17 protein-coding genes are annotated in these 20,728 nt (G+C 74.3%); 10 read left to right on the top strand and 7 right to left on the bottom strand.

Annotation, left to right across the window (positions count from 1 at the left end; all coding sequences use genetic code 11):
* Window positions 1-301 precede the first annotated feature (301 nt).
* Window positions 302-1,114, top strand: coding sequence for an SAM-dependent methyltransferase (locus AB0E83_RS22360; RefSeq protein ID WP_362114501.1), 813 nt, complete (start codon window positions 302-304; stop codon window positions 1,112-1,114).
* Complete coding sequence (locus AB0E83_RS22355; protein WP_362114498.1) at window positions 1,111-3,285, top strand: EAL domain-containing protein; 2,175 nt, start codon at window positions 1,111-1,113, stop codon at window positions 3,283-3,285. The genes AB0E83_RS22360 and AB0E83_RS22355 overlap by 4 nt, the downstream gene beginning before the upstream one ends.
* Window positions 3,286-3,432: 147 nt before the next feature.
* Here the strand turns inward: AB0E83_RS22355 and AB0E83_RS22350 are convergent, their stop codons facing one another.
* The 3 genes from AB0E83_RS22350 to AB0E83_RS22340 all read right to left on the bottom strand — a co-directional run bounded on the left by AB0E83_RS22350 (window position 3,433) and on the right by AB0E83_RS22340 (window position 7,408).
* Window positions 3,433-5,610, bottom strand: a complete 2,178-nt coding sequence (locus AB0E83_RS22350; RefSeq protein WP_362114495.1) for a hypothetical protein — start codon at window positions 5,608-5,610, stop codon at window positions 3,433-3,435.
* Between the two features lie 85 nt (window positions 5,611-5,695).
* Window positions 5,696-6,934, bottom strand: coding sequence for a cation:proton antiporter (locus tag AB0E83_RS22345; protein WP_362114492.1), 1,239 nt, complete (start codon window positions 6,932-6,934; stop codon window positions 5,696-5,698).
* Window positions 6,935-6,937: 3 nt separating this feature from the next.
* Window positions 6,938-7,408: a TrkA C-terminal domain-containing protein gene (locus AB0E83_RS22340; protein WP_362114510.1), complete on the bottom strand. Its 471-nt coding sequence runs from the start codon at window positions 7,406-7,408 to the stop codon at window positions 6,938-6,940.
* A 283-nt stretch (window positions 7,409-7,691) separates the two neighbouring features.
* On the opposite strand from AB0E83_RS22340, the gene AB0E83_RS22335 reads away from it, so the two are divergent.
* Window positions 7,692-8,753, top strand: coding sequence for a HAMP domain-containing sensor histidine kinase (locus AB0E83_RS22335; RefSeq protein WP_362114489.1), 1,062 nt, complete (start codon window positions 7,692-7,694; stop codon window positions 8,751-8,753).
* Complete coding sequence (locus tag AB0E83_RS22330) at window positions 8,750-9,418, top strand: response regulator transcription factor (protein WP_362114486.1); 669 nt, start codon at window positions 8,750-8,752, stop codon at window positions 9,416-9,418. The genes AB0E83_RS22335 and AB0E83_RS22330 overlap by 4 nt, the downstream gene beginning before the upstream one ends.
* A gap of 8 nt (window positions 9,419-9,426) precedes the next feature.
* On the opposite strand, the gene AB0E83_RS22325 is transcribed toward AB0E83_RS22330, so the two are convergent.
* Window positions 9,427-10,332: a LysR substrate-binding domain-containing protein gene (locus AB0E83_RS22325; protein ID WP_362114483.1), complete on the bottom strand. Its 906-nt coding sequence runs from the start codon at window positions 10,330-10,332 to the stop codon at window positions 9,427-9,429.
* Between the two features lie 199 nt (window positions 10,333-10,531).
* On the opposite strand from AB0E83_RS22325, the gene AB0E83_RS22320 reads away from it, so the two are divergent.
* The 4 genes from AB0E83_RS22320 (at window position 10,532) to AB0E83_RS22305 (ending at window position 14,606) form a co-directional block, all read left to right on the top strand.
* Window positions 10,532-11,158 (top strand): succinate dehydrogenase, encoded by a 627-nt coding sequence (locus tag AB0E83_RS22320; protein ID WP_362114507.1) that lies wholly within the window; start codon window positions 10,532-10,534, stop codon window positions 11,156-11,158.
* Window positions 11,159-11,160: 2 nt separating this feature from the next.
* On the top strand, window positions 11,161-13,101 hold the full coding sequence (locus tag AB0E83_RS22315) for a fumarate reductase/succinate dehydrogenase flavoprotein subunit (RefSeq protein ID WP_362114480.1): 1,941 nt from the start codon (window positions 11,161-11,163) through the stop codon (window positions 13,099-13,101).
* On the top strand, window positions 13,098-13,841 hold the full coding sequence (locus tag AB0E83_RS22310) for a succinate dehydrogenase/fumarate reductase iron-sulfur subunit (protein ID WP_362114477.1): 744 nt from the start codon (window positions 13,098-13,100) through the stop codon (window positions 13,839-13,841). The genes AB0E83_RS22315 and AB0E83_RS22310 overlap by 4 nt, the downstream gene beginning before the upstream one ends.
* A 90-nt stretch (window positions 13,842-13,931) precedes the next feature.
* The gene (locus AB0E83_RS22305; RefSeq protein ID WP_362114474.1) at window positions 13,932-14,606 is read left to right on the top strand and encodes a DUF5701 family protein; all 675 of its coding nucleotides are present in this window, start codon (window positions 13,932-13,934) and stop codon (window positions 14,604-14,606) included.
* Window positions 14,607-14,638: 32 nt separating this feature from the next.
* On the opposite strand, the gene AB0E83_RS22300 is transcribed toward AB0E83_RS22305, so the two are convergent.
* Both AB0E83_RS22300 and AB0E83_RS22295 read right to left on the bottom strand, forming a co-directional pair.
* On the bottom strand, window positions 14,639-17,008 hold the full coding sequence (locus AB0E83_RS22300) for an excinuclease ABC subunit UvrA (RefSeq protein ID WP_362114471.1): 2,370 nt from the start codon (window positions 17,006-17,008) through the stop codon (window positions 14,639-14,641).
* 9 nt (window positions 17,009-17,017) lie between these two features.
* A complete protein-coding gene (locus AB0E83_RS22295; RefSeq protein WP_362114468.1) occupies window positions 17,018-18,148 on the bottom strand; it encodes an MsnO8 family LLM class oxidoreductase in 1,131 nt (376 codons plus the stop codon).
* Between the two features lie 179 nt (window positions 18,149-18,327).
* Between AB0E83_RS22295 and AB0E83_RS22290 the strand changes: the two genes are divergently transcribed.
* Complete coding sequence (locus AB0E83_RS22290; protein ID WP_362114465.1) at window positions 18,328-18,816, top strand: hypothetical protein; 489 nt, start codon at window positions 18,328-18,330, stop codon at window positions 18,814-18,816.
* A 99-nt stretch (window positions 18,817-18,915) separates the two neighbouring features.
* On the opposite strand, the gene AB0E83_RS22285 is transcribed toward AB0E83_RS22290, so the two are convergent.
* Window positions 18,916-19,131 carry a dodecin gene (locus tag AB0E83_RS22285; protein ID WP_031014923.1) on the bottom strand — a complete coding sequence of 72 codons (216 nt, stop codon included), beginning with the start codon at window positions 19,129-19,131 and terminating at the stop codon, window positions 18,916-18,918.
* Between the two features lie 276 nt (window positions 19,132-19,407).
* Here AB0E83_RS22285 and AB0E83_RS22280 point away from each other — a divergent pair, with 276 nt between their 5' ends.
* Window positions 19,408-20,658, top strand: coding sequence for an extracellular solute-binding protein (locus AB0E83_RS22280; RefSeq protein WP_362114462.1), 1,251 nt, complete (start codon window positions 19,408-19,410; stop codon window positions 20,656-20,658).
* Window positions 20,659-20,728 lie beyond the last annotated feature (70 nt).

The following is a 20,728-nucleotide window of genomic DNA, read 5'->3' as shown; positions in this document are numbered from 1 at the left end:
GCCCCGCGCCGGCGGGCGGGCCCGGCCGCGCCGACCGCCGAGGTGCGGGCGGGTGCGGGGACGCGCGGGTGCCGTCCGGCGCGGGGCCGGAGAACCGGCGCACGCTCATATGCACGTGAATATGCACAGGCCGAAGGCGTGAACTCTTCGTTCCGGCAGGACGCGTCAAAGACGTGTGACCAAGAACGGATCGCTAATTTCCGTTTCTACTCGCTCTCTCGGCGGGCGATCAGTAGCCTCACCTCGAACACGGCCGCGAACACCGGGCCGCATCCCCCATGGCGACTTGTTGGAGACATTGATGGAGCGTCCCGCCTGGGCTCCGCCCGGCATCGACATTTCGGTGCCGAGCGTGTCCCGTATGTACGACTTCTATCTGGGCGGCTCGCACAATTTCGAAGTGGACCGGGAAGCGGCCCGCAAGGCCATGGAGTTCATGCCGGGCCTTCCCAAGATCATGCAGGCGAACCGGGCGTTCATGCGCCGCGCGGTCCGCTTCGCCGTCGCGGGCGGCGTCACCCAGTTCCTCGACATCGGCTCCGGCATACCGACGTTCGGCAACGTGCACGAGGTCGCCCAGGCCGCCGACCCCGCCGCCCGGATCGTCTACGTCGACCACGACCCCGTCGCCGTCGCCCACAGCCGGGCCGTCCTGGAGGGCGTCGACGGCGCGGCCGTCGTCCCCGCCGACCTCCGCAAGCCGGCCGACATCCTGCACAGCCCCGAGGTCACCGGCCTGCTCGACCTCGACCGGCCGGTCGCCCTGCTGCTCGTCGCCGTCCTGCACTTCCTGGAGGACGCCGACGGCCCGCACGCGGCCGTCTCCGAACTCCTCGACGCGCTCGCCCCCGGCAGCCTCCTGGTCGTCACCCACGCCTCGTACGAGGGCGTTCCGGTCGACCAGGAGCGCGCCGGCGGCACCGTCGACGTCTACCGCAGCACCCGCAGCCCGCTGGTGATGCGCTCCGGCGAGGAGATCGCCCGCTTCTTCGACGGCACGGAGTTCGTCGAGCCCGGCCTCGTCCCGATGCCCCTCTGGCGGCCGGACGGTCCGGCCGAGGAGGAGGACCCGTACGCCTTCTCCGGGTTCGCGGGCGTGGGGCGCAAGGCGTGAAGGTGCCGTCGCAGCCGTCCGGGACCGCGGAAGCCGACGGCCCGGAGGACAGACTCAGGCGGTTCGTCACCATCTGGAGCCGGGCCATCTTCCCGGTGACCGCCACCTCCCTCACCCGTACCGAGTTCGAGGGCCACCTCCTGCCGCTCGCCCGCCTGTTGAGCGGCGCGCTGCTCGCCCGGCCCTTCGACACGGCCCCCGCCCAGCGGGCCGGCGCCGGCCTCGTCGACGCCCACTGCACCGACCCGGACGCCCTCGGCCGCAGCCTCGGCGTGGTCGACTCGTACCTCGTCCTGTACTGCGGCGCGGACCCCGAACTCACCGCCGAGGAACTGCGGGTCCGCTGCTCCCGCCTCCAGCACGCCATGGCCACCGGCTACGCCCAGGCCCTGCGCGAACGGACCCGCGCCGAGCAGGAGGCCATCGCCCGCTCCGCGCTCGCCGCCCGCAGCGCCGCCGAGATCGCCCTGCACGCCACCGAGAGCCGCTTCCGGGCCGTCTTCGACGGGGCCGCCATCGGCATCGGCATCGCCGACCTCGACGGCCGCGTCGTGGAGGTCAACGACACCATGACGCGGATGTTCGGCGGCGTGGAGGCCCAGGTCCGCAGCCGCAACGTCAGCGAGTGGGTGCACCCCGAGGACGGGCCGCACGTCTGGCGGCTGTACGAGGAGCTGGTGCGCGGCGAGCGCGAGCAGTACCGGGTGGAGAAGCCGTACTACCGCAGCGACGGCACGGTCCTGTGGACCAACCTCACCGTCTCCCTCCTGCGGGACGCCGAGGGCCGCCCCCAGTACCAGCTGGCGCTCATGGAGGACATCACCGAACGGCGCCTGCTCCACCTGCGCCTGCGGTACGAGGCCACCCACGACGCCCTCACCGGACTGCCCAACCGGACGCTCTTCTTCGAGCGCCTGGAGAAGGCCCTCGCCCCCGGCCCGTCCGGCGAGAACGGCCGCTTCGGCCTCTGCTACCTCGACCTCGACGGCTTCAAGGCCATCAACGACAGCCTCGGCCACTCCGTCGGCGACCGGCTCCTCGTCGAGGTCGCCGACCGGCTCCAGGCCTGCGCCACCGGCCCCGGCGAGATGGTCGCCCGGCTCGGCGGCGACGAGTTCGTCGCCCTCACCACCGGCAGCGGCGGCGAGCGGGACGCGACCGCCCTCGCCGACCGCATCCTCGCCGCCCTCGCCACCCCCGTCGGCGTCGACGGCCGCGAACTCGCCGTGCGCGGCAGCCTCGGCGTCGTCGAGGGACCGGCCGGCGAGCGCACCCCCGCCGAGGTGCTGCGCAGCGCCGACATCACCATGTACCGGGCCAAGTCCGCCGGCGGCAACCGCTTCGCGCTCGCCGACCCCGAGGCCGACGCCCGCGCCATCACCCGGCACGGCCTCACCACCGCCCTGCCGACCGCCCTGGAACGCGGCGAGTTCTTCATCGAGTACCAGCCGCTCGTCCACCTCGACGACGGCAGCGTCCACGGCGCCGAGGCCCTGGTCCGCTGGAGCCACCCCCAGCACGGCGTCCTCGGCCCCGACCGCTTCATCCCGCTCGCCGAGGACACCGGCCTCATCGTCCCGCTGGGCCGCTGGGTCCTCCAGGAGGCCGTCCGGCAGGCCCGCTCCTGGCAGGTCCCCGGCCCCGGCCCCGGCGGCCCGCTCCGCGTCAACGTCAACCTGTCGCCGACCCAGCTCCACCACCCCCGGCTGGTCGCCGACACCGTCGACGTCCTGGAGCGCGCCGGCCTCGAACCGGGCGCGCTCTGCCTGGAGGTCACCGAGTCCGCCCTCATCGGCGCCGACGAGGACCTCCTCAAACCGCTGCGCCAACTCGCCGAGATGGGCGTCGACATCGCCCTCGACGACTTCGGCACCGGCTACTCCAACCTGGCCAACCTGCGCCGCCTGCCGGTGAGCGTCCTCAAACTGGACCGCTCCTTCACCCGGGGCATGCAGCAGCACCCGGTGGACCCCGTCGACCTGAAGATCGTCGAAGGCATCGTCTCCCTGGCCCACAGCCTCGAACTCGCCGTCACCGTCGAGGGCGTGGAGACCGCCGCCCAGGCCGAACGCCTCCGGGAGATCGGCTGCGACACCGCCCAGGGCTGGTACTACGCCCGCCCCGGCGCCCCGGACCGCATCCACTCGCTGGTCCTCGCCGACGCGGTCTGAGCGCGCACACGCGTGGGCCCGGTCCTCCTGAGGACCGGGCCCACAGCGGTGGAGCGCGAGGGGGGCGAGGAGAGCGAAGGGGCTATGTCATCAGGAGTATGAGAAGGAAGCCCCTTCATGGCCTCGCCCCCGGAACGACCGTAGCACTCAGGCCGGGACCAGGTCGCGCAGGTTTTCCGGCGTCACCACCCGGGAGCCCGGGGCCAGCCCCTCGGGCACGGCCAGGCCGAGGTACGTCACCGGCTCCGCCGGCACCGCGCCGCCGGACCACTCCGTGACCTCCGCCCCCGACTCCCGCATCAGAGCGACCAGATGACGCACCGTCACCGCCGTGCGCTCGACCGCCCCGCGCAGCAGGACCGCCATCGAGACCCGGTGGTCCTCGACCCGGTTGGCGTGCGGCGTGCCCCGCAGGCACAGGTGGAGCCAGTGCGCGTGCCACCGCCCCTCCCCGTCCCGCCGGAAGGCCACCGGCAGCGCCACCCGCCCCGGCCCGCGCAGGTCGGACTTCATCCGGACCGTGCGCGGCTCGAAGGGACGCCCGCCCTGCTCGCCCTCGCGGAGCATGTACCCGAAGAAGGACTCGGCCGTCTCCTCGAAGGTCTCGCCCGCGTACACGTGAACGTGCGGCACCACGAAGGAGCCGCGCACGGCACCGAGCCGCAGTTCGATGAACTCCGAGGCGCCGTCCGGGGCTTCGGTGACGTCCCCGGAGTGCCGCCCCTCCACCGTGGTCAGCTCCGTGTACGACAGCCAGGAGACCGTCGCGTACCGCTCGTCGAGCAGCAGCGCGGACAGGTCCAGGTCGGTGCGGTGCCGCGCCTGCTTCCAGTACATGAAGAACCGCAGCAGCTCGCCGTCGACCGGCGAGACCGAGCCGCGCGGCAGCACGCCGAACCCGCCGGACGGGGCCCGGCCGCCGAGCGGCAGCGCCACGTCCAGGACCGCGGGGTCGACCAGCAGGCGCCCGGTCGCGGGAAGCCGCCGCCGGGTCTCCCCGTCGAGCAGCGCGAGCAGCCGCCGCTGCGCGTCCCTCGGCAGGTCGCGGCGGACGTCCGCCGTCACCCACGCGGTGCCGTTCCGGTTCACGAACAGGCGCCGGGGCGCGCCCGACGCGTCGTGCCGGTTCTGCAGGTGCTCCCGCACCGACAGCACCACCCGGCCCGCCACCCGCGGCGCGACGCGCTCCGCCGCCGCCAGCACGGCCTCCCGCGCGGCCCCGTCCGCCGCGGAGCGCAGCAGCCGGTCCAGCGCCCGGAACAGCCGCCCGGGCGCGGCCGACGCCAGCAGCTCCGCCGCCCCCGGCACGTCGCCGGCCGCGAGCAGCGCCTCCACCCGGGAGTCGAGCGACGGCGCCCGCAGCTCGCCCCGGGCCACCGCGAACACCTCGGCGGCGTGCGGCCACGCCGGGTGCTCGTGCGGGTGCAGCCGCTCCCCGAGCCGCTTCCACGCCTCCCGGTGCCGCCCCACGTCGGCCAGTTTCTCCGGCGCCCCCGCCACCACGGCGTCGAGGCCCGCGAGCAGCGCCCGCCGCCACGGCCGGGACAGCGCGCGGAAGCGGGTCCGCTCCCGCAGCGTCACGTCCCCGTCCGACAGCGCGCACGCCAGCCGCAGCACGTCGGTGGCCGTGTCGAGCAGCGGCGCCGCGCCGGCCCGCAGCCGGGCCGCGTTGACCACCGCCCGGTTCTCCCGGACCGGGATCTCCGCCGGCTGCGGCCCGTCCGCGCAGTGCGCGGCGAGCACCGCCAGATCGGCCAGGTGCTCCTCGCCCAGCGGCGTCACGGCCCCCGCCAGGGACCGGTACAGGGCCCCGAGCTCCTCCTCGAGGGGGCCGCCGAGGTGCAGCACGGTCAGCCGGTCGCCGCTCCCGGGCGTCAACTCCTCGTGCGCCGCGAGCAGTTCCTCGTACGTGTGCTGGTAGCGGCCGTAGGCGGGCAGCGTCAGCAGGTTCAGGACGCCGGCGCTGAGCTGCGCCTCGACCGCCTCCCGGGCCCCGGGGTCGTCGAGCGCCCGCCGCACGCACGACAGCCAGAACTCCGCCGTGTCGGGGACGTTGGCCGGGAAGTCGATGAAGTACGCGTTGTGCCGGACGTGGTCGCCGACCCGCTCGCGGACCGCCTCCAGCGCCCACCGGGCCAGCTCGACGACGGTCCCGGCGGACCGCCCGGACAGCTCCCTCAGCAGCGCGGAGGACAGGGCGAACCCCGCCGTCCGCAGCGCGGCGTCGAACCGCAGGGCGGCGGCGGAGCCGTCCCCGGCGGGACCGGAGGGGACGGGCAGACGGAGGGAGTGCCGGACGAGCAGACGTTCGAGAGCGTGGTCCATCCCGCGATGCTCGCAGCCCGCCGGACCGCTCCGCACGCGGATTTCGGGCGCCCCGCGGCGGCCCCGCGACGGCCGGGGCGTCCGCTCAGCGTTCGTGGCGGACGGGCTCGGGCAGCGGGAGCCGCTCCTCCACGGGCCCGGGCGCGGGCTCCGGGGCGCCCCGGCGGCGCCGGGCGGTCAGCCACGTGGCGACGGGCTCGGTGAAGCGGGCGGTGAGCGGACCGGCGACGACCAGGATCAGGACGTACGCGGTGGCCAGCGGACCGAGCGAGGGCTCGATCCCGGCGGAGACGGCCAGGCCCGCGATGACGATGGAGAACTCGCCGCGCGCGACCAGCGTCCCGCCCGCCCGCCAGGCGCCCTTCGCCGAGACGCCGTTGCGCCGCGCCGCCCAGTACCCGGTGGCGATCTTCGTGCCGGAGGTGACGACGGCCAGGGCCAGCGCGGGCAGCAGCACCGGCGGGATGCTCGCCGGATCCGTGTGCAGGCCGAAGAAGACGAAGAAGACGGCGGCGAACAGGTCCCGCAGCGGGCTGAGCAGGTTGTGCGCGCCCTCGGCGACCTCCCCGGACAGCGCGATGCCGACGAGGAACGCGCCGACGGCCGCGGAGACCTGGAGCTGCTGGGCGATGCCGGCGACGAGGAGCGTCAGGCCGAGGACGACCAGGAGCAGCTTCTCCGGGTCGTCGCTGGAGACGAAGCGGGAGATCAGCCGCCCGTACCGGACGGCGACGAAGAGCACGAGCCCGGCGACGCCCAGCGCGATCGCGAGGGTGACGCTGCCGGCCGCGAGCCCCGCGCCGGCGAGCAGCGCGGTGACGATCGGCAGGTAGACCGCCATCGCCAGGTCCTCCAGGACCAGGATGCTCAGCACCACCGGCGTCTCGCGGTTGCCGAGCCGGCCGAGGTCGCCGAGGACCTTGGCGATGACGCCGGAGGACGAGATCCAGGTGACCCCCGCCAGCACGACCGCCGCCACCGGCCCCCACCCGAGCAGCAGGGCCGTCGCCGCCCCGGGCAGCGCGTTGAGCGCCCCGTCGACGAGCCCGGCCGGGTACTGCGTCCGCAGATTGGTGACCAGATCGGTCGCCGTGTACTCCAGACCGAGCATCAGGAGCAGCAGGATGACGCCGATCTCGGCGCCGATGGCGACGAACTCCTCGCTGGCGCCGAGCGGCAGCAGTCCCCCCTCGCCGAAGGCGAGCCCGGCCAGGAGGTACAGGGGTATGGGCGAGAACTTCAGCCGCCCGGCCATCCGGCCGAGCAGGCCGAGGCCGAGGATGATCGCTCCGAACTCGATGAGGAAGACGGCGGACGAGTGCACCGATCACTCCCTTCCCAGGATCGCGGCGGCGGCGTCGACGCCTTCGTGGGTTCCGATGACGATGAGGGTGTCCCCGCCGGCGAGGCGGAAGCCGGGGCCGGGGGAGGGGACGGCGTCCGCGCGGCGCAGGACGGCCACGATCGACACGCCGGTCTCCGTGCGCATCCGGGTCTCGCCGAGGGTCCGGCCGTTCCAGTACGAGTGGGCGGAGAGCTCGAACCGCTCGGCCACCAGGCCCAGTTCGGTGGTGTGCAGCAGGTTCGGGCTGTGGTGGGCGGGCAGCAGGGCGTCGACGAACGCGGCGCTCTCCCCGGCGGTCAGGCGCAGCGACTGCAGGCAGGCGTCGGGGTCGTCGGACCGGTAGACGTTGACCGTGCGGGTGCCGTCGCGGTGGGCGATGACCGACAGGTGCCGGTCTTCCCGGGTGGTGAGGTCGTACTGGACGCCGATGCCGGGCAGCGGCGTCGAGCTCATCCGTGAAGTGGGCACGGCCCGGACTCCTCGTGTCGTCTGTGGTGCGCGGGCTCGCGGCGAGGAGGCCGGCGCCCCCGTGCGCGGACGGGCGGTCCGGGGCCGCGGCCGGACCATGGTGGCATCTCCGGGGGCCTTCGCACATGGGTGTCGGCACGGATGGACAGGGGCCCCGGCCACCGCCCAGGATGAGCCGGGGACGTAGGCTCCCTCGCAGGTCAGGCGGTACGGACGGAGCCGGCCGGACGGGTTCGAGCGAGGTCGGCGCAGGCAGGGGAGCGGGACGGTGTCACTGTACGGACGGATCTTCCTCCTCAACGCGGCCGTCCTCGTGCTCGCCGCCGGGCTCCTCCTGGGGCCCGTCACGGTCTCCACCCCGGTGCTCCTCGGCGAGGCGGTCGTCGTCCTCTGCGGGCTCGTGCTGATGCTCGTCCTCAACGCGGTGCTGCTGCGGGTGGGCCTCGCCCCGCTCGGGCGGCTCGGCCGCGCCATGGCGACGGCCGACCTCCGCCGGCCCGGCACCCGCCCCGAGGTCACCGGCCGCGGCGAGATCGCCGATCTGACCGCCGCCTTCAACGCCATGCTGGACCGCCTGGAGACCGAACGGGCCACCAGCAGCGGCCGCGTCCTGACCGCGCAGGAGGCGGAGCGGCAGCGGATCGCGCGCGAGCTGCACGACGAGGTGGGCCAGACCCTCACCGCCGTGCTCCTCCAGCTCAAGCACGCCGCCGGCCACGCCCCCGGGGAGCTGCGGGAGGACCTGCGGCAGGCGCAGGAGACCACCCGGGCGAGCCTGGAGGAGATCCGCCGGATCGCCCGCCGCCTGCGCCCCGGGGTCCTGGAGGAACTGGGCCTGCACAGCGCGCTCCGCTCCCTCGCCGGCGAGCTCTCCACCTCCCGCCTGCGGGTGACCACGCACCTCGCGCCCGGCACGGTCCCGCTGGACCCCGCGACGGAACTCGTCGTCTACCGGGTCGCCCAGGAGGGCCTGACCAACGCGGCCCGCCACTCCGGCGCCGGGCACGTCGAGCTCCGCCTCGGCCCGGCCCCGGGAGGCGGCACCCGCCTCCTCGTCCGCGACGACGGGCGGGGCACGGGCGGCGCCGCCGAGGGCGCCGGCATCGGCGGCATGCGGGAGCGCGCCCTGCTCGTCGGCGCGGAGCTGCGGGTGGGGCCGGGGGAGGCGGGGGGCACGGAGGTGCGCCTCGACCTGCCGGCGCGGCGCGCGACCGCCCCGGCTCCGGTTCCGGCCGCCGCGCCCGGGGGCGTACCCGTACCCGTACCGTCCCTGCCTCCGTCACCGCCTCCGTCCTCGTCCCCCGCCCCGACCCCTGGACACGAGCGATGACCTCCCCCGCCCGTCCGCCCGCCCGGATCCTCCTCGTCGACGACCACGCGCTGGTGCGGCGCGGGGTCCGGCTGATCCTCGACGCCGAGCCGGACCTGGAGGTCGTCGCCGAGGCGGGGGACGGGGCCGGGGCCGTGGCCGCCGCCCGCCGGGACGAGGGGCTCGACCTGGCCGTCCTCGACATCGCGATGCCCCGGATGACGGGGCTCCAGGCCGCGCGCGAGCTCGCCCGGCTCCGGCCCGGACTGCGGATCCTGATGCTGACGATGTACGACAACGAGGAGTACTTCTTCGAGGCGCTGCGGACCGGCGCCAACGGGTACGTGCCGAAGTCCGTCGCCGACCGGGACCTGGTCGAGGCCTGCCGGGCGGCGCTGCGCGACGAACCGTTCATCTACCCGGGCGCGGAGACCGCGCTGATCCGCAGCTACCTGGACCGGGCGCGGTCCGGCGCGGGGCTGCCCGAGCGGCCGGTCACCGAGCGGGAGGAGGAGATCCTCAAGCTGGTCGCGGAGGGACACACCTCCAAGGAGATCGGCGACCTGCTCTTCATCAGCCCGAAGACGGTGGAGCGGCACCGGGCCAACATCCTGCAGAAGCTCGGGCTGCGCGACCGTCTCGAACTGACCCGGTACGCGATCCGGGCGGGGCTCATCGAGCCCTGAGGCCCCGCTCACGGCGCGTCCGCGCCGGTCCTCCCGCGCCGCGAGGCCATCAGCAGCTTCTGGAGCTCGCGGGCGGCCCGGGGCGGGGCCACGTCGCTGCGGTGCGCCAGGGCGATCGTGCGGCGCAGGCCCGGGCGGGCGAGGGCGGTGACGCGCAGGTCGCGGCCGGCCCGGGCGGCGACCATGGCGGGGACGACGGCGAGGCCGAGGCCGGCCCGCACGAAGCCGAGGACGGCGTCCAGCTCGCCGCCCTCCACCGTGAAGGCGGGCTCGAAGCCGGCCGCCCGGCAGGCCCCCACGGTCAGCTCCCGCAGGTCGTAGCCGTGCCGGAACATCACGAGCGGCTGGTCGCGCAGGTCGGTGATCCGCACCGGCCGGCGCGGCGGCGGCGCGGAGGCCGCCGAGACCACCACCAGGTCCTCGCGCAGCAGTTCCACCGTCGTCAGCGCCGGCGACGGGGACGGCAGCGGCAGCACGACGAGGGCGAGGTCGAGGGAGCCCCGGGCCAGCTTGCGCACCAGGTCGTGCGAGCCGCCCTCGTCGATGAGCAGCTCGATCCCCGGGTGCAGGTCGTGGAAGGCGCGCAGCACGTCGGGGAGGAGGCCGGTGCAGAGGCTGGGGGTCGCGCCGAGCCGCACCCGGCCGCGCTTGAGCTGCGCCAGCTCCTGCACCTCGCGGCGGGCCGTCTCGGTGTCGGCGAGGATCCGGCGGGCCAGCGGCAGGAGGGCCTCGCCGGCGTCGGTGAGCGCGATGTTGCCCCGGGCCCGGCTGAACAGCGCCGCGCCCAGCTCCTGCTCCAGCGCCTTGATCTGCTGGGAGAGCGAGGGCTGCGAGACGTGGACGCGTTCGGCGGCCCGGGTGAAGTGGCGGGTCTCGGCCACGGCCACGAAGTAGAGGAGCTGCTGGAACTGCATGGATCCCAGCCTAGGCCACCTGCATAGCTTCAGCCTATGGAGATCAGCCACACCATGTCTTGGACCTCTCGGGTCCTTCGGCCCTAGCGTCGAGGGCATGGCTCTGGCACCCAGCAAGGACCCGGCGGCGCCCGCCCGCCCGCCGTCCCGCACCCCCTCCCGCGGCTTCTGGTCGTCGACCATCGGCAAGAAGACCGTGATGGCCGTGAGCGGCCTGATCATGCTCGCCTACCTGGTCGCCCACGTGGCCGGCAACCTCAAGGTCTTCTTCGGCCCGGAGGAGTTCAACGGCTACGGGCACTGGCTGCGCGTGATGGGCGCGCCGGTCCTGCACCACGGGTGGGGCCTGTGGCTCGCCCGGATCGCGCTGCTCGCCGCCGTCGGGGCGCACGCGGTCTCCGCGTACCAGCTCAGCAGGCGCGACATCCGGGCGCGCCCCACCCGGTACGCGCACCGGCGCAAGGGCTCCTCCTACGCCACCCGCACCATGCGCTGGGGCGGGATCATCCTCGCGCTCTTCATCGTGTGGCACGTCCTCGACCTCACCACCGGGACCGTGCACCCCGGCGGCTTCGAGGAGGGCCGGCCCTACCAGAACGTCATCGACACCTTCTCCACCTGGTACGGCAACGTCATCTACATCGTCGCCATGCTCGCCGTCGGCCTCCACGTCCGCCACGGCTTCTGGAGCGCCGCGCAGACGCTCGGCGTCGGCAACGCGCGCCGCGAACGCGCCCTGCGCCTCCTGGCGAACGCCCTCGCGCTCGTCCTGACCGCGGGCTTCATCGCCGTCCCCGTCGGCGTCATGACCGGAGTGGTGAACTGACCATGGACTACCTCGACTTCACGGTCGGCGAGCCGATCGCCGACACCAAGGCCCCGGCCGGCCCGATCGCCGAGCGGTGGGACACCCGCCGCTTCCAGGCCAAGCTGGTCAACCCCGCCAACCGGCGCAAGCACCGGATCATCGTCGTCGGCACCGGCCTCGCCGGCGGATCCGCCGGCGCCACCCTCGCCGAACAGGGCTACCAGGTCGTCCAGTTCTGCTTCCAGGACTCGCCGCGCCGCGCCCACTCCATCGCGGCCCAGGGCGGCATCAACGCCGCCAAGAACTACCGCAACGACGGCGACTCCGTCCACCGCCTCTTCTACGACACCGTCAAGGGCGGCGACTTCCGCGCCCGCGAGTCCAACGTCCACCGGCTCGCGCAGATCTCCGTCGAGATCATCGACCAGTGCGTCGCCCAGGGCGTGCCCTTCGCCCGCGAGTACGGCGGACTCCTCGACACCCGCTCCTTCGGCGGAGTCCAGGTCTCCCGCACCTTCTACGCCCGCGGCCAGACCGGCCAGCAGCTCCTGCTCGGCGCCTACCAGGCGCTGTCCCGGCAGATCGCCGCCGGCAACGTCGAGATGCACGCCCGCACCGAGATGCTGGACCTGATCGTCGTCGACGGACGGGCCCGGGGCATCGTCGCCCGCGACCTGATCACCGGCGCGGTCTCCACCCACTTCGCGGACGCGGTCGTCCTCGCCACCGGCGGCTACGGCAACGTCTTCTACCTGTCCACCAACGCGATGAACTCCAACGCCACCGCCGTCTGGCGGGCCCACCGGCGCGGCGCGTACTTCGCCAACCCCTGCTTCACCCAGATCCACCCCACCTGCATCCCGCGCACCGGCGACCACCAGTCGAAGCTGACCCTGATGAGCGAGTCGCTGCGCAACGACGGCCGCATCTGGGTGCCGAAGGCCAAGGGCGACACCCGCCCCGCCGCCGAGATCCCCGAGGCCGAGCGCGACTACTACCTGGAGCGGATCTACCCCTCCTTCGGCAACCTCGTCCCCCGCGACATCGCCTCCCGCGCCGCCAAGAACGTCTGCGACGAGGGCCGGGGCGTGGGCCCCGGCGGCCAGGGCGTCTACCTCGACTTCGCCGACGCCATCGCCCGGATGGGCCGCGCCGCCGTCGAGGCCAAGTACGGCAACCTCTTCGACATGTACGAGCGGATCACGGCGGAGAACCCGTACGAGGTCCCCATGCGGATCTACCCCGCCGTCCACTACACGATGGGCGGGCTCTGGGTCGACTACGACCTCCAGACCACCGTCCCCGGCCTCTTCGCCGTCGGCGAGGCCAACTTCTCCGACCACGGCGCCAACCGGCTCGGCGCCTCCGCCCTCATGCAGGGCCTCGCCGACGGCTACTTCGTCCTGCCCGCCACCATCAACGACTACCTGGCCCGGCACCCGAAGGCCGAGCCCGTCACCGACGGCCACCCGGCCGTCCGCGAGGCGCTGGCCGAGACCGAGGACCGGCTGAACCTCCTCCTCGCCGTCGACGGCGACCGCACCCCCGACTCCTTCCACCGCGAACTCGGCGAGGTGATGTGGGAGTTCTGCGGCATGGCCCGCACCGAGGAGGGGCTGCGCACCGCGCTCCGCCGGATCCCGGAGATCCGCGAGGAGTTCTGGCGCCGGATCAAGGTCCCCGGCACCGGCGAGGAGTTCAACCAGTCGCTGGAGAAGGCCAACCGGATCGTCGACTACCTCGAACTCGCCGAACTCATGTGCCTCGACGCGCTGCACCGCGAGGAGTCCTGCGGCGGCCACTTCCGCGAGGAGTCCCAGACCCCGGACGGCGAGGCCGCCCGCCGCGACGAGGAGTTCTCGTACGCGGCCGCCTGGGAGTTCACCGGGGCCGCCCCCGTCCTCCACCGGGAAGCCCTCGCCTTCGAGTACGTCCACCCCACCCAGCGGAGCTACGCATGAAGCTCAACCTGCGCGTCTGGCGCCAGAAGAACGCCGGTGCCGAGGGCACCATGGCCACCTACGAGGTGGACGGGATCTCCCCCGACATGTCCTTCCTGGAGATGCTCGACACCCTCAACGAGGAACTCATCCTGCGCGGCGAGGACCCCGTCGCCTTCGACCACGACTGCCGCGAGGGCATCTGCGGCGCGTGCAGCCTCGTCATCAACGGCGACGCCCACGGCCCCGAACGCACCACCACCTGCCAGCTCCACATGCGCTCCTTCCGCGACGGCGACACCATCGACGTCGAGCCCTGGCGCGCCGCCGCCTTCCCGGTCGTCAAGGACCTCGTCGTCGACCGCACCGCCTTCGACCGCATCATCCAGGCCGGCGGCTACGTCACCGCCCCCACCGGCTCCGCGCCGGAGGCCCACGCGACCCCCGTGCCCAAGGCCGACGCCGACTCCGCCTTCGAGCACGCCGAGTGCATCGGCTGCGGCGCCTGCGTGGCCGCCTGCCCGAACGGCTCGGCGATGCTCTTCACCTCCGCCAAGGTCAACCACCTCAACGTGCTGCCGCAGGGCGCCCCGGAGCGCGAGACCCGGGTCCTCGACATGGTCGCCCGGATGGACGCCGAGGGCTTCGGCGGCTGCACCCTCACCGGCGAGTGCGCCACGGCCTGCCCGAAGGGCATCCCGCTGCCGTCGATCGCCGCCATGAACAAGGAATGGCTGCGGGCCCGGCGCAAGGTGAGGTGAGAAGGACCCGGGAAAACCCCCGTCGCCGGGAACAAAGCGCCGGCCCGGCCCGTTACCCCCGGGCCGACGCCTTCCCGACCGAGGAGAACCTTGCCCGACGCGCCCACCACCACCCCGTCCGCCTTCACCACCCCGTTCCCGCTGCCCCCGCTCGCCGACCAGGCCGAGCGGCTGATCGGGCTGGGGGTGCCCGCCCTCACCGGCATCGACGCCGGCGAGCTGCGCGCCTACGCCGAGAAGGCCGCCGCCGGCGCCCCGCCCGGCGCGCTGCTCGCCGTCCACCCGGCCGCCGCGCCCGTCTCCGTCCTCACCCCGCTGCTCAGGCTCGCGGACAAGCCGGGCTTCCTCGTGGTCGACATGCCCGACGCGGACGACTTCGCCCCGCAGGGCGTGGAGCTCCCCGACGGGCCGTTCTACCTGGTCCACGACCTGGACCGGGGTGACCACATGAGCAACTGGAGCCCCGAGGAGGCCCTTCCGGCGATCACCGCCGCCGGGCGGACGCCGCTGGTCCTCTCCGAGGGCATCCACTGGCTGCTCCAGCGGCCCGAGGTCCTGGAGCGCAACAAGTGCTTCATGACGATCGCCTCGCGCCTGCGCAAGCCCAACGGCGCCTTCGACGCCCGCACTCCGGCCGTCTGGATCAGCAACGGCACCGGCCGGGACGGCAAGGAGCGCCGCGGCGCCCCCAAGGTCGGCTGGTGCTGGTGGAACAACCGGCACACCTGGCTCGGCTTCGCCTCCACCACCGGCCGGAACGGCTGACCGGTGGGGCTGACCGGGGCTGACCGGAGGGGCTAACCGTCCAGCCCGAGGGCCCGGGCCAGGTACGGCGCGGTGCGGCTGCCCGCCGCCCGCGCCACCCGGGCCGGCGGGCCCTCGGCGACGATCCGGCCGCCGGCCTCGCCGCCGCCCGGACCGAGGTCGACCACCCAGTCCGCCCCGGCCGCCACGTCCATGTCGTGCTCGACGACGACCACGGTGTGCCCGCCGCCCACCAGGCCGCGCAACTGCCGCACCAGCACCTCGACATCGGCCGGGTGCAGCCCGGTGGTCGGTTCGTCGAGGACGTACAGGGTGTGGGCGCGGCGCGGCCGCTGGAGCTCGGAGGCGAGCTTGATCCGCTGGGCCTCGCCGCCGGACAGCTCGGTGGCGGGCTGGCCGAGCCGCAGATACCCCAGGCCGACGTCGAGGAGGGTCCGCAGGCTGCGGGCCGCCGCCGGGACGTCCGCGAAGAACTCCGCCGCCGACTCCACCGTCAGGTCGAGGACTTCGGAGATCGTCAGGCCGCGCAGCCGCACCCGGAGGGTCTCGGGGTCGTAGCGGGCGCCGTGGCAGTCCGGGCAGGGCGCGTACGTGCTCGGCAGGAAGAGCAGCTCCACCGAGACGAACCCCTCGCCCTGGCAGGTCTCGCAGCGGCCCCCGGCCACGTTGAAGGAGAAGCGGCCGGCCTTGTAGCCGCGCGCCCGCGCCTCCTCGGTCTCCGCGAAGAGCTTGCGCACCACGTCGAAGAGGCCGGTGTAGGTGGCCAGGTTGGAGCGCGGGGTGCGGCCGATCGGTTTCTGATCCACCGTCACGATGCGTCCCACGCCCTCCGTCTCCTCGGTGAGGGCGCCGACGAGGGTGGACTTGCCGGAGCCGGAGACGCCGGTGACGGCGGTGAGGGCGCCCCGGGGGAAGGCGGCGTCCACGCCGCGCAGGTTGTGCCGGGTGACGGGGCCGGTCCGCAGCCATCGTTCCGGTGCGAGGGCCGGCCGCTCGGGCACGGGCGTCCGGTCGAAGAGGAAGCGGCGGGTGACCGACTCCCCGACGTCCGCGAGGAGCCGGGGCGGGCCGCTGTGCAGCACCCGGCCGCCGTGCTCCCCGGCGCGCGGGCCGACGTCCACGAGCCAGTCGGCGTGCCGGACGACGTCGAGGTGGTGCTCGACCACGAAGACCGTGTTGCCCGCCGCCTTCAGCCGGTCGAGGACCACGAGGAGGGCCTCGGTGTCGGCGGGGTGGAGACCGGCGGAGGGTTCGTCGAGCACGTACACGACGCCGAAGAGCCCGGCGCGGAGCTGGGTGGCGAGCCGCAGCCGCTGGAGTTCGCCGCTGGAGAGGGTGGGGGTGGTGCGGTCCAGGCTGAGGTAGCCGAGGCCGAGTTCGGTGACGGTGGCGATCCGGGCGAGCAGGTCCCCGGCGAGGACGCGGGCGGTCTCCGTTTCCGGGCCGCCGGGCGCGGCGGCCGGCGCCAGCACCCCGGCCAGGTCCGTCAGCGGCAGCGCGGCCAGTTCGGCGATGGTCCGGCCCGCGAAGGTGACGGCCAGCGCCTCGGGACGCAGCCGGCTGCCGCCGCAGACCGGGCACGGGGCGCTGGTGAGGAAGCGTTCCGCCTTCGCCCGGAGGGCGGGGCTCTTCGACTCGGAGAAGGTGCGCAGGACGAGCCGCCGGGCGCCGGTGTACGTGCCCTGGTACGGGCGCTGGATCCGGCCGGCCTCGCGGACCGGGTGCACGGTGACGACCGGCTGCTCGTCGGTGAAGAGGATCCACTCCCGGTCCTCCGGGGCCAGCTCGCGCCAGGGCCGGTCGACGTCGTACCCGAGGGCGTCGAGGACGTCCCGGAGGTTCTTGCCCTGCCAGGCGCCCGGCCAGGCGGCGACGGCCCCCTCCCGGATCGACAGGTCCGGGTCGGGGACGAGCAGTTCCTCGCTGGTCTCGTGGATCCGGCCGAGGCCGTGGCAGGACGGGCAGGCGCCGGCCGCCGTGTTGGGGGAGAAGGCGTCGGAGTCGAGGCGGGGCGCCCCGGCCGGATAGGCGCCGGCGCGGGAGTAGAGCATCCGCAGCGAGTTCGACAGGGTGGTGACGGTGCCGACGGAGGAGCGGGCGGTCGGGGCGGCGCGGCGCTGTTCGAGGGAGACCGCCGGGGGCAGCCCGGTGATCTCCCCGACCTTCGGCGCGCCGACCTGGTGGATCAGCCGGCGGGCGTAGGGCGCGACGGACTCGAAGTAGCGGCGCTGGGCCTCCGCGTAGACCGTCCCGAAGGCGAGGGAGGACTTCCCGGACCCGGAGACCCCGGTGAAGACGGTGAGGGTGTCGCGGGGGATGTCGACGTCCACGTTCCGGAGGTTGTGCTCGCGGGCGCCGCGGACGCGGACGAAGGGGTCGTGGGCGGAGACGGGATCCAGCATTCGGAGATTTTATCCAATATCCGCTTCTTCGCCGTTCCGGGGTGTGCCCTCCAGGACGCCCTCCCCACCGTTCCGGGGCGCGACTCCCGGGACACCCTCCCCGCCGTCCCGGGGCTCGCCCCCGGCGCCGCGCGGCGTGAGCCCCGCCGCGCGGGCCAGCCCCCGGTACGAGGCGAGCAGGGCCTCCCGGTCGTAGGTGCTCGTCGTCACCAGGACCTCGTCCGCCCCGGTCTCCTTCACCGCGAGCGCCAGCTCCTCGGCCACCCGCTCCTCGGTGCCGTGGAGATGGCCCGCGAGCCCGTCCTCGTAGAAGCCCCGCTGGCGGTCCGTCATCGCCAGCCCCTCGATCCGCTCGGGCGGCGCGAGCGGCGGGAACTTCCCGCGGGTGCGGGAGTGGGCCAGGGCCCAGGCCTCCGGCACGAGCAGCCGGCGCGCCTCCGCCTCGGTCGGGGCGACCACGACCGTGCCGGCGACGACGACGTACGGCTCCGCGGCCCACGCGGAGGGCCGGAAGGCGGCGCGGTACGCGTCCACGGCGGCGAGCAGCCGGCCGCGCCGCCGCAGGTCGCCGACGACCAGCGGCAGCCCCGCCTCCGCCGCGATCCGGGCGCCCTCGCCCGTCGCCAGGACGAACGGCGGCACCCGCAGCCCCTCGGCCGGCCGGGCGTGGACCCCCGGGTGGGCCGTCTGGGTGCCGGTGAACCAGCCGAGCAGCTCCTCGATCCGCTCCGGGAACGACTCGGCCTCGTCCTTCTCGTGGCCCAGTGCCCGCCGCACCCCGTCGGTGAACCCCACCGAGCGGCCGAGGCCCATGTCGATCCGGCCGGGGAACAGCGACTCCAGGACCCCGAACTGCTCGGCCACCACCATGGGCCGGTGGTTGGGCAGCATCACCCCTCCGGTGCCCACCCGGATGGCGGAGGTGGCGGCGGCCACCGCCGCCGCCAGCACCGTCGGCGCGGAACCGGCCACCCCGGGCACGCCGTGGTGCTCGGAGACCCAGAAGCGGTGGTAGCCGAGCGCCTCCGCCTCCCGGGCGAGCCGGACGGTGTCGCGCAGGGCCTGGGACGGTTCCTCGCCCTCACGCGCGCGGGAGCGGTCGAGGACCGAGACGGGGAAGCCCGGGGGCAGAGTGCTCATGCCGGTTCCAACGCGCCGGGACGGCCCACGCTTCCGGGAGCCGGGAGCCGGGAGCCGGGAGCCGGGGGCCGGGGGCCGGGGGCCGGGGGCCGGGTGGAGGGTGGAGGGCGGAGGGTGTCGGCGGGGGAGGCCGCCCGGTCGGCGGGGCGGTTGTCGGCGGTGGCTCCTAGGCTGGCGCCGTGACAGGCGACAACCGGCCGCTGGCCGTCTTCGATCTCGACAACACGCTCGCCGGGACCGCCCACCGGGAGCACTTCCTGAAGCGCAGGCCCCGGGACTGGGACGCCTTCTTCGCGGCGGCGCCCGACGACCCGCCGCTGGACGAGGGGGTGGCCCTGTGCCGGTCGGCGGCCGAGGAGTGCCAGGTGGTCTACCTCACCGGCCGTCCGGAGCGCTGCCGGCGGGACACCCTCGCCTGGCTCGCGGAGCACGGGCTCCCCGAGGGGCCGCTCCACATGCGGCGGCACCGCGACTTCCGGCCCGCTCGGGTCACCAAGGTGGAGATCCTGCGGCGGCTCGGCGCCGACCGCGAGGTCCGGATGCTCGTCGACGACGACGAACTCGTCTGCGCCGCCGCGGAGGAGGCGGGCTTCACGGTCGTCCGCGCCCGCTGGGCGATCCCGTCCGGGGAGCTGAGGGAGGCCCAGGAGCGCGAGGGCCGGACCTGAGGCCCGCGGGCACGCGCGTACCGGCGCCGTACGCCGGGCCGGGAGCGCCGTACACCGTGCCGGGCCGGGCGTGCGCGTGCCGGGCGCGCGCGTGCCGGGTCAGGCGCCGTCGTCCAGGCGGAAGCCGACCTTCAGGCCGACCTGGTAGTGCTCGATCCGCCCGTCCACCAGGTGTCCGCGCACCTGGGTGACCTCGAACCAGTCGAGGCCGCGGAGCGTCTGCGAGGCGCGCTCGATGCCGTTGCGGATGGCCTGGTCGACGCCCTCGGTGGAGGTGCCGACGATCTCGGTGACGCGGTAGGTGTGGTTCGACATGGGGGCCGGACTCCTCTCGTACGGTCCCTCCACCGTGCCCCAGGGCCGGGCGCCGCGCGACACGGAGCGGGCGGTCGGCCCGCTTCGCCCCTACCCGTGGGTAACCGCGTCGATCGCCCCGCCCTCACCGGGAACGTGATGGTCAAGGACTTGACCACTTGGTTGGTCCAGACCAGAATCCAGTGCCACATACCCGCGCGAACAACCCGTTCGGTCCCCCCACGTCGGGTCAGTCCCCCCTGCCGCACCGCCGTGTACTGAACCGAAGGTGACCCCGTGAAGAACCGCTTCCTCGCATGCCCTCTGGCCGCCGCCACCGCACTCGCCCTCGGGGGCTGCGGGCTGTTGCCGGGCGGCGGGGAGGAGACCCGCACGGTCGACATATGGCTCATGCGGGACAGCGTCAGCGAGGACTTCCTGAAGCGCTTCACCGAGGCGTACGAGGACGAGCACGACGACGTCGAGCTCAACGTCACCATCCAGGACTGGACCGGGATCGGCAAGAAGGTCACCGAGGCCATCGAGGGCGAGGGCGGGCCCGACCTCATCGAGGTCGGCAACACCCAGGTCGCCCAGTACGCCGACACCGGCCGGCTCTTCGACCTCACCCTGGAGTCCGTCCGCGACCTCGGCAGCGAGGACTGGCTGCCCGGCCTCGCCGAACCCGGCCGCATCGGCGGCTCCCAGTACGGCATCCCCTGGTACGCCGCCAACCGCATCGTCATCTACAACAAGGACCTCTTCGCCGAGGCCGGCGTCGACGAACCGCCCGCCACGCGCGCGGAGTGGCTCCGCGACACCGAGAAGCTCAACCGTCAGGGCTCCCAGGGCATCTACCTGGCCGGCCAGGACTGGTACACCCTCGCCGGCTTCATCTGGGACGAGGGCGGCGAGCTCGCCGTCGACAAGGGCGGCCAGTGGACCGGCGCCCTCGACAGCCCCCAGGCCCTGCGCGGCATGGAGTTCTACAAGGAGCTCCAGTCCCTCGGCTCCGGCCCGAAGAACGCCGACGAGCAGAACCCGCCGCAGGCCGAGGTCTTCGCCCGCGGCGACGTCGCCCAGATCGTCGCGGTGCCCAGCGCCGTCTCCGCCATCCTCAAGGCCAACCCCGGCCTCAAGGACAAGCTCGGCTACTTCCCCGTCCCCGGCAAGAAGGCCGGCACCCCCGGCGCGGTCTTCACCGGCGGCTCCGACCTGATCATCCCGGAGAACGCCTCCGACCGCGGCGCGGCCCTGGAGGTCGTCAAGGCGCTGGCGGGCGAGAAGTGGCAGACGGAACTCGCCCGCGCCATGGGCTACGTGCCCAACAAGAAGGGCCTCGCCTCCGTCGTCTCCGGCCAGGAGGCCACCGCCGTCATGGCCGTCGGCGCCGCCAACGGCCGCGCCACCCCCAACTCCCCGCAGTGGGCGAGCGTCGAGGGCGACAACCCCATCAAGCCCTTCATGACCGCCGTCCTGGAGGGCGAGGACGCCAGGAAGGCGGCCCGCACCGCCTCGGAGGCGATCACCACGACCCTGGCCGAGTAGACCCCACCGCCGCGCTCCCGCCCGGGGGCGCAGCGGAGCATTCAGCCTTCCCACACCCGCGATCCCCCGG

The sequence above is a fragment of the Streptomyces sp. NPDC035033 genome (assembly GCF_040636735.1).
Lineage (GTDB): Bacteria > Actinomycetota > Actinomycetes > Streptomycetales > Streptomycetaceae > Streptomyces.
This window is presented reverse-complemented; position numbering and strand designations above follow the sequence as displayed.

Bases quoted from the DNA above. Each gene is read 5' to 3' on its own strand.
- AB0E83_RS22320 (WP_362114507.1), top strand. From the start codon at position 10,532: ATGGCCGTGAGCGGCCTGATCATGCTCGCCTACCTGGTCGCCCACGTG.
- AB0E83_RS22295 (WP_362114468.1), bottom strand. From the start codon at position 18,148: ATGAGCACTCTGCCCCCGGGCTTCCCCGTCTCGGTCCTCGACCGCTCC.
- AB0E83_RS22300 (WP_362114471.1), bottom strand. From the start codon at position 17,008: ATGCTGGATCCCGTCTCCGCCCACGACCCCTTCGTCCGCGTCCGCGGC.
- AB0E83_RS22325 (WP_362114483.1), bottom strand. From the start codon at position 10,332: ATGCAGTTCCAGCAGCTCCTCTACTTCGTGGCCGTGGCCGAGACCCGC.
- AB0E83_RS22350 (WP_362114495.1), bottom strand. From the start codon at position 5,610: ATGGACCACGCTCTCGAACGTCTGCTCGTCCGGCACTCCCTCCGTCTG.
- AB0E83_RS22310 (WP_362114477.1), top strand. From the start codon at position 13,098: ATGAAGCTCAACCTGCGCGTCTGGCGCCAGAAGAACGCCGGTGCCGAG.
- AB0E83_RS22360 (WP_362114501.1), top strand. From the start codon at position 302: ATGGAGCGTCCCGCCTGGGCTCCGCCCGGCATCGACATTTCGGTGCCG.
- AB0E83_RS22340 (WP_362114510.1), bottom strand. From the start codon at position 7,408: ATGAGCTCGACGCCGCTGCCCGGCATCGGCGTCCAGTACGACCTCACC.
- AB0E83_RS22315 (WP_362114480.1), top strand. From the start codon at position 11,161: ATGGACTACCTCGACTTCACGGTCGGCGAGCCGATCGCCGACACCAAG.
- AB0E83_RS22330 (WP_362114486.1), top strand. From the start codon at position 8,750: ATGACCTCCCCCGCCCGTCCGCCCGCCCGGATCCTCCTCGTCGACGAC.
- AB0E83_RS22285 (WP_031014923.1), bottom strand. From the start codon at position 19,131: ATGTCGAACCACACCTACCGCGTCACCGAGATCGTCGGCACCTCCACC.